General features: G+C 71.8%; 5 protein-coding genes. 4 read left to right on the forward strand and 1 reads right to left on the reverse strand.

All coding sequences use genetic code 11. The features are described from left to right. Window positions 1–248 (reverse strand): DUF1707 domain-containing protein (locus FNH09_RS43195; protein ID WP_162469968.1); only part of this gene is annotated, 248 nt, incomplete at its 3' end. 144 nt (window positions 249–392) lie between these two features. On the opposite strand from FNH09_RS43195, the gene FNH09_RS43200 reads away from it, so the two are divergent. From FNH09_RS43200 to FNH09_RS43215, 4 genes are all read left to right on the forward strand, one after another. Continuing rightward, a complete protein-coding gene (locus FNH09_RS43200; protein WP_162469969.1) occupies window positions 393–2060 on the forward strand; it encodes a fumarate hydratase in 1668 nt (555 codons plus the stop codon). A 98-nt stretch (window positions 2061–2158) separates the two neighbouring features. Next, window positions 2159–3544, forward strand: a complete 1386-nt coding sequence (locus FNH09_RS43205; RefSeq protein ID WP_152895342.1) for a class II fumarate hydratase — start codon at window positions 2159–2161, stop codon at window positions 3542–3544. An 83-nt stretch (window positions 3545–3627) separates the two neighbouring features. Further along, window positions 3628–4320: a cytidylyl-2-hydroxypropylphosphonate hydrolase gene (gene fomD / locus FNH09_RS43210; RefSeq protein ID WP_152895343.1), complete on the forward strand. Its 693-nt coding sequence runs from the start codon at window positions 3628–3630 to the stop codon at window positions 4318–4320. Window positions 4321–4669: 349 nt separating this feature from the next. After that, window positions 4670–6787 (forward strand): SpoIIE family protein phosphatase, encoded by a 2118-nt coding sequence (locus FNH09_RS43215; protein WP_162469970.1) that lies wholly within the window; start codon window positions 4670–4672, stop codon window positions 6785–6787. Window positions 6788–6848: the final 61 nt, after the last annotated feature.

Here is a 6848-nt window from a genome sequence, read left to right on the forward strand (position 1 = left end):
GCGTAGGCGGGGGCGGCCCGGTGGTGGGCGGCCGGCAGGTCCCGGATGAAGACCTCCAGCTCACCGACCGTCTTGGCGGCGAGCACGCCCTCGACCCGCTCGGCGTGCTCGTCCGCGGTCAGCCGGCCCTCGGCCATGGCGTCGCGCAGGATGTCGGCGATGCGGTCGCGGTCGGCGTCCGAGGCGCGCAGTTCGGCGCCCCGGGGCTCGGCGGCGGGGCGCGACTCGGTCTGCTTCTGAAGGTCCACGGAACCAGACTAGCGAAACACGATAGATCGCGACACCCCCGAAGTGAGCCTTACCTCACAGGCTCTGCGCGGACGCCAGGTTCTAGGCTGGTGGACGCTGCCAATGGAGGCCAGCCGCTGTCTGTCGAGTGAGGAATGGGCGAGATGCCTGAGTTCGCGTACACCGATCTGCTCCCGATGGGAGAGGACACCACCCCCTACCGGCTGGTGACCTCCGAGGGTGTGTCCACCTTCGAGGCCGACGGGCGGACGTTCCTCAAGGTGGAGCCCGAGGCGCTGCGCAAGCTCGCCGAGGAGGCGATCCACGACATCCAGCACTATCTGCGCCCGGCCCACCTCGCGCAGCTGCGCCGCATCATCGACGACCCGGAGGCCTCGGCCAACGACAAGTTCGTCGCCCTGGACCTGCTGAAGAACGCGAACATCGCGGCGGCGGGCGTGCTGCCGATGTGCCAGGACACCGGCACGGCGATCGTCATGGGCAAGCGCGGCCAGAACGTGCTCACCGAGGGCGGCGACGAGGCCGCCCTCTCCCGTGGCATCTACGACGCGTACAAGAACCTGAACCTGCGCTACTCGCAGATGGCCCCGCTGACCATGTGGGACGAGAAGAACACCGGCTCCAACCTGCCGGCGCAGATCGAGCTGTACGCCACCGACGGCGGCGCCTACAAGTTCCTGTTCATGGCCAAGGGCGGCGGCTCGGCCAACAAGTCGTTCCTCTACCAGGAGACGAAGGCGGTCCTCAACGAGGGCTCCATGATGAAGTTCCTGGAGGAGAAGATCCGTTCGCTGGGCACGGCGGCCTGCCCGCCGTACCACCTGGCGATCGTGGTCGGCGGCACCAGCGCCGAGTACGCGCTGAAGACCGCGAAGTACGCCTCCGCGCACTACCTGGACGAGATCCCGGCCGAGGGCTCCGAGCTCGGCCACGGCTTCCGGGACAAGGAGCTGGAGGAGAAGGTCTTCGAGCTGACCCAGAAGATCGGCATCGGCGCGCAGTTCGGCGGCAAGTACTTCTGCCACGACGTGCGCGTGGTGCGCCTGCCCCGGCACGGCGCGTCCCTCCCGGTCGCGATCGCCGTCTCCTGCTCGGCCGACCGTCAGGCCGTCGCGAAGATCACCGCCGAGGGCGTCTTCCTGGAGCAGCTGGAGGCCGACCCGGCGCGCTTCCTGCCGGAGACCACGGACGAGCACCTGGACGAGTCCTCGGACGTGGTGAAGATCGACCTCAACCAGCCGATGGAGACGATCCTCGCCGAGCTGACCAAGTACCCGGTCAAGACGCGGCTCTCGCTCACCGGCCCGCTGGTCGTCGCCCGCGACATCGCGCACGCCAAGATCAAGGAACGCCTCGACGCGGGCGAGGAGATGCCGCAGTACCTCAAGGACCACCCGGTCTACTACGCGGGTCCGGCCAAGACCCCCGAGGGCTACGCCTCCGGCTCCTTCGGCCCGACCACGGCCGGCCGCATGGACTCGTACGTGGAGCAGTTCCAGGCGGCGGGCGGCTCCAAGGTGATGCTGGCCAAGGGCAACCGGTCCGCGCAGGTCACCAACGCCTGCGAGGCCCACGGCGGCTTCTACCTCGGCTCGATCGGCGGCCCCGCCGCCCGTCTCGCCCAGGACTGCATCAAGAAGGTCGAGGTCGTCGAGTACGAGGAGCTCGGCATGGAGGCCGTCTGGAAGATCGAGGTCGAGGACTTCCCCGCCTTCGTGGTCGTCGACGACAAGGGCAACGACTTCTTCCAGGACCCGGCGCCGGCGCCGACGTTCACGTCGATCCCGGTGCGGGGACCCGGGCTGGCGTAGCACCCGCAGTACGGCCAGGAGGGCGTCCCCGTCGGGTACGGGGGCGCCCTTCCGTTTCCTCCGGGAACATCCCGGCCCGTGGGGACGCTGTCGCCGGTATGAGCGACTACCGCATCGAGCACGACTCCATGGGCGAGGTCCGGGTCCCCGCGCACGCCAAGTGGCGGGCCCAGACCCAGCGGGCCGTGGAGAACTTCCCGATCTCGGGGCAGCGGATCGAGCGGGCGCACATCGAGGCGCTCGCGCGGATCAAGGGGGCGGCCGCGAAGGTCAACGCCGAGCTGGGGGTGCTCGGCCAGGACGTGGCCGACGCGATCCAGGAGGCGGCCGCCGAGGTCGCCGCGGGCGCCTGGGACGAGCACTTCCCGGTGGACGTGTTCCAGACGGGTTCGGGCACCTCGTCGAACATGAACGCCAACGAGGTGATCGCGACGCTGGCGAGCGAGCGGCTCGGCCGGGACGTGCATCCCAACGACCAGGTCAACGCCTCGCAGTCGTCCAACGACGTCTTCCCGTCGTCGATCCACATCGCCGCCACCGCCGCCGTCACCCGCGAGCTGATCCCGGCCCTGGAGCACCTGGCCGCCGCGCTGGGCCGCAAGTCCGAGGAGTTCGCCGACGTGGTGAAGTCGGGGCGGACGCATCTGATGGACGCCACGCCCGTGACGCTGGGGCAGGAGTTCGGCGGGTACGCCGCCCAGGTGCGGTACGGCGTCGAACGGCTCACCGCCGCCCTCCCCCGGCTCGCCGAACTGCCGCTGGGCGGCACCGCGGTCGGCACCGGGATCAACACCCCGCCCGGGTTCTCCGCCGCGGTCATCGCGGAGGTGGCCGCCGTGACCGGGCTGCCGTTCACCGAGGCGCGCGACCACTTCGAGGCACAGGGCGCCCGGGACTCGATCGTGGAGACCAGTGGGCAGCTCAGGACCGTCGCGGTCTCCCTGACCAAGATCGCGAACGATCTGCGGTGGATGGCCTCCGGGCCGCGGACCGGGCTCGCCGAGATCTCGCTGCCCGACCTCCAGCCGGGCTCCTCGATCATGCCCGGCAAGGTCAATCCGGTGATCCCGGAGGCCGTGCTGATGGTCGCGGCCCAGGTGGCCGGGAACGACACCGCCGTCGCCGTCGCCGGGGCCGCGGGCAACTTCGAGCTCAATGTGATGCTGCCGGTGATCGCCAGGAACGTGCTGGAGTCGATCCGGCTGCTCGCCCGGGTGTCGCGGCTGCTCGCCGACCGGACCGTGGACGGGATCGTCGCCCACCGGGAGCGGGCGCTGGAGTACGCCGAGTCCTCGCCGTCCGTGGTCACGCCCCTGAACAGGTACATCGGGTACGAGGAGGCGGCGAAGGTGGCCAAGAAGGCGCTGGCGCAGCGGCGGACGATCCGGCAGGTCGTGCTGGAGGGCGGATACGTGGAGCGCGGGGACCTCACGGTGGAGCAGCTCGACGAGGCGCTGGATGTCCTGCGTATGACGCGCCCGTGACGGTTGGCGAACCGGGACCTCCTCAGGTGTGAACCATTTCCGGTACCGCAGCGTCGTATGCCCCTGACACCTAATATCTGTGCATGGCAGAGGGTGAAGTGATGAGACGTGTGGGGACGGGCGGTTCGACGGCTTTCTGGGCGCCCGGGAGTCAGATCCTGTGGCGTTACCGGGAGAACGGCGGCAAGCGCTTCCATATCGCGCGGCCCGTCACCGTCGCCCGGGACGACGAGGAGGTGCTCGCGGTGTGGATGGCGCCGGGCACCGAGTGCATGCGGCCCGTGCTCGCCGACGGCACCCCGGTGCACGTCGAGCCGTTGGAGTCGCGTTACACCAAGCCGCGGGTGGCCCGCAGCGGCCGGTGGCTGGGCACGGGGGTGCTGAAGCTGGCCCGGCCCGGTGAGCCGTGGTCGGTGTGGCTGTTCTGGGAGCCGGGCTGGGAGTTCAAGAACTGGTACGTGAACCTTGAGGAACCGCTGGCCCGTTGGGAGGGCGGGGTCGACTCCGAGGATCACTTTCTGGACATCTCCGTGCACCCGGACCGCAGTTGGCACTGGCGCGACGAGGACGAGTTCGCGCAGGCCCAGCGGGACGGTCTGATGGACGCCGACCTCGCCGAACGGGTGCGGGCGGCGGGGCGGGACGCGGTGGAGGTGATCCGGGCCTGGGGTGCGCCGTACAGCCAGGGCTGGCAGCACTGGCGCCCGGATCCCTCCTGGGCCGTACCGTTGCTGCCGGAGGACTGGGACCGTACGCCCGCGCACGTGTCCTCATGAGACCCTTGATATGCCCCCGGGCGCGAAACGTAGGATCGTCCTCCGCAAGGGCGCACAGCGGCAACTCCCGGAACAGGCACCGAGCCTGACCGAACGTCACCGAGGGGCGGCAGGACGTGAGCGAGGGGTACGAGGGCAACACCGGTCCGGGCTGCGCCCGGGGCCGGCACGGCACGGGCAGGGCCGCCGGCCGCGCCGGTTCGGGTTTCGCCCGCATCGCCTGTGGCACGGCAACAACCTCTGGTCGCGCGGCAATTCCGTTCCTGGGGCAGGTATTCCGGGTATCGGGTTTTCTGCGGGACGAACTGCGCGCGCGGCGCGCAGCCCCGGACGGACGGATTCGACACGCGTGACGGAGCAGCCCACCTCCTACGAACGCCCGCAGCCGGGCGTCGACCCCACGGACCCCCGCGGGGCGCTCCTGCGTACCCCGGCACCGGCCCGCACTCCCGGTGCCGCCGCCTTAACGCCGCAGTCCGCCCCGTCGGCCCAGTCCGACCGGGGCGCCCAGGCGCGGGCCGGCGAGACGCCGGGGGCCGCGACGCCGTGCGGCAAGGACCAGTCCGGCGGCGACCCGGAGCACTCCCAGCCCGCCGTCGCGGAGACCGGTACGCACCGGCCGCGGCCCGCTCCCGAGGTCATCCCGGCCCAGCCGGGCGGCGCAGGCCCCGCGGCCGACGGACGGGACGCCGGGCGAGGGCAGGAACGGCGCACCGGGCAGGGTCTGGTGCCCGGCAAGCCCACGCCGATGCGACGGGACGGGGACCGGCTGCGTTTCGTCGGGGCCGCGACCCGGCGGATCGCCCGGGGCCTGGACCTGGACGAGATCGTGATGGGGCTGTGCCGGGCGACCGTGCCGACCTTCAGCGACGCCATCCTGGTGTATCTGCGCGACCCGCTGCCGATCGGCGACGAGCGGCCCACCGGGCCCGTCGTGCTGCGGCTGCGCCGCACCGACCGGATCCCGGAGGAGCGCGACACCGAGAACGGGTTCGCCTCGGTGCCCCAGCCGGAGCAGCCGCCGGAGCTCACCGAGCTGTCGGCCGTCACCGCCGAACTGTGCGAGGTGCGGCCCGGTGGCGCGCTCGCCGAGGTGCTGCGCGGGGTGCGCCCGGTGTTCGCCGACGCCCCGGCCGCCCGGGCAGCGCTGCCGGAACTTCTCGGTGAAGGCGGAGAGTTGGTCGTGCCCAGCGGCCAGCGGGCGATCCTGGCGCCGCTGCGCGGCCGGCGCCGGGTGATCGGGGCCGCGGTGTTCCTGCGCCGCCCCGAGCGCATCGCCTTCGAGGCGGACGATCTGCTGGTCGCCGCCCAGCTCGCCACGCACAGCGCGCTCGGCATCGACAAGGCGGTGCTGTACGGGCGGGAGGCGTACATCGCCGACGAGCTCCAGCGCACCATGCTGCCGGAGACCCTGCCGCGTCCCACGGGGGTGCGGCTGGCGTCGCGTTATCTGCCCGCCGCGGAGACCGCGCGGGTCGGCGGCGACTGGTACGACGCGATCCCGCTGCCGGGCAGCCGGGTGGCGCTGGTCGTCGGTGACGTGATGGGGCACTCCATGACGTCGGCGGCCATCATGGGCCAGCTGCGGACGACCGCGCAGACCCTCGCCGGTCTGGACCTGCCGCCGCAGGAGGTGCTGCACCACCTCGACGAGCAGGCGCAGCGGCTGGGCACCGACCGCATGGCGACCTGCCTGTACGCCGTCTACGACCCGGTCTCGCACCGGATCACCATCGCCAACGCCGGGCATCCGCCGCCGGTGCTGCTGCATCTGGGCGGCCGGGCGGAGGTGCTGCGGGTGCCGGCGGGCGCGCCCATCGGGGTCGGCGGTGTCGACTTCGAGGCGGTGGAGCTGGACGCCCCGGCCGGGGCGACCCTGCTGCTGTACACCGACGGGCTGGTGGAGTCGCGGCTGCGGGACGTGTGGACCGGTATAGAGCAGCTGCGCGAGAAGCTGGCCGCGACCGCGCAGCTCACCGGACCCGATCACCCGCCGCCGCTGGAGGCGCTGTGCGACGAGGTGCTCGACATGCTCGGTCCGGGCGACCGGGACGACGACATCGCGCTGCTCGCCGCCCGCTTCGACGGGATCGCGCCGAGCGATGTGGCGTACTGGTTCCTGGAGCCGGAGGACGCGGCTCCCGGCCGGGCCCGTCGGCTCGCCCGGCGCGCGCTGTCGCGCTGGGGCATGGAGGAGCTGACCGACTCCGTGGAGCTGCTGGTCAGCGAGGTCGTGACCAATGCGGTGCGCTATGCGACCCGGCCGGTCACGCTGCGTCTGCTGCGTACCGACGTACTGCGCTGCGAGGTCGGCGACGACGTGCCGCAGCTCCCGCGGCTGCGGCAGGCGCGGCACACGGACGAGGGCGGCCGCGGGCTGTATCTGGTGAACAAGCTGGCCAGACGGTGGGGAGCGACCCGGCTCAGCACCGGCAAGGTGGTGTGGTTCGAACTGAACCGGGGCTGAGGCCGACGCCGGTACACAGCTGACCCGTACACGGATGAGAGGGGCGCCCGCGGATCGCGGG

Origin of the sequence: Streptomyces adustus, from assembly GCF_009377175.1 — a bacterium.
GTDB classification, from domain to species: Bacteria; Actinomycetota; Actinomycetes; order Streptomycetales; family Streptomycetaceae; genus Streptomyces; species Streptomyces adustus.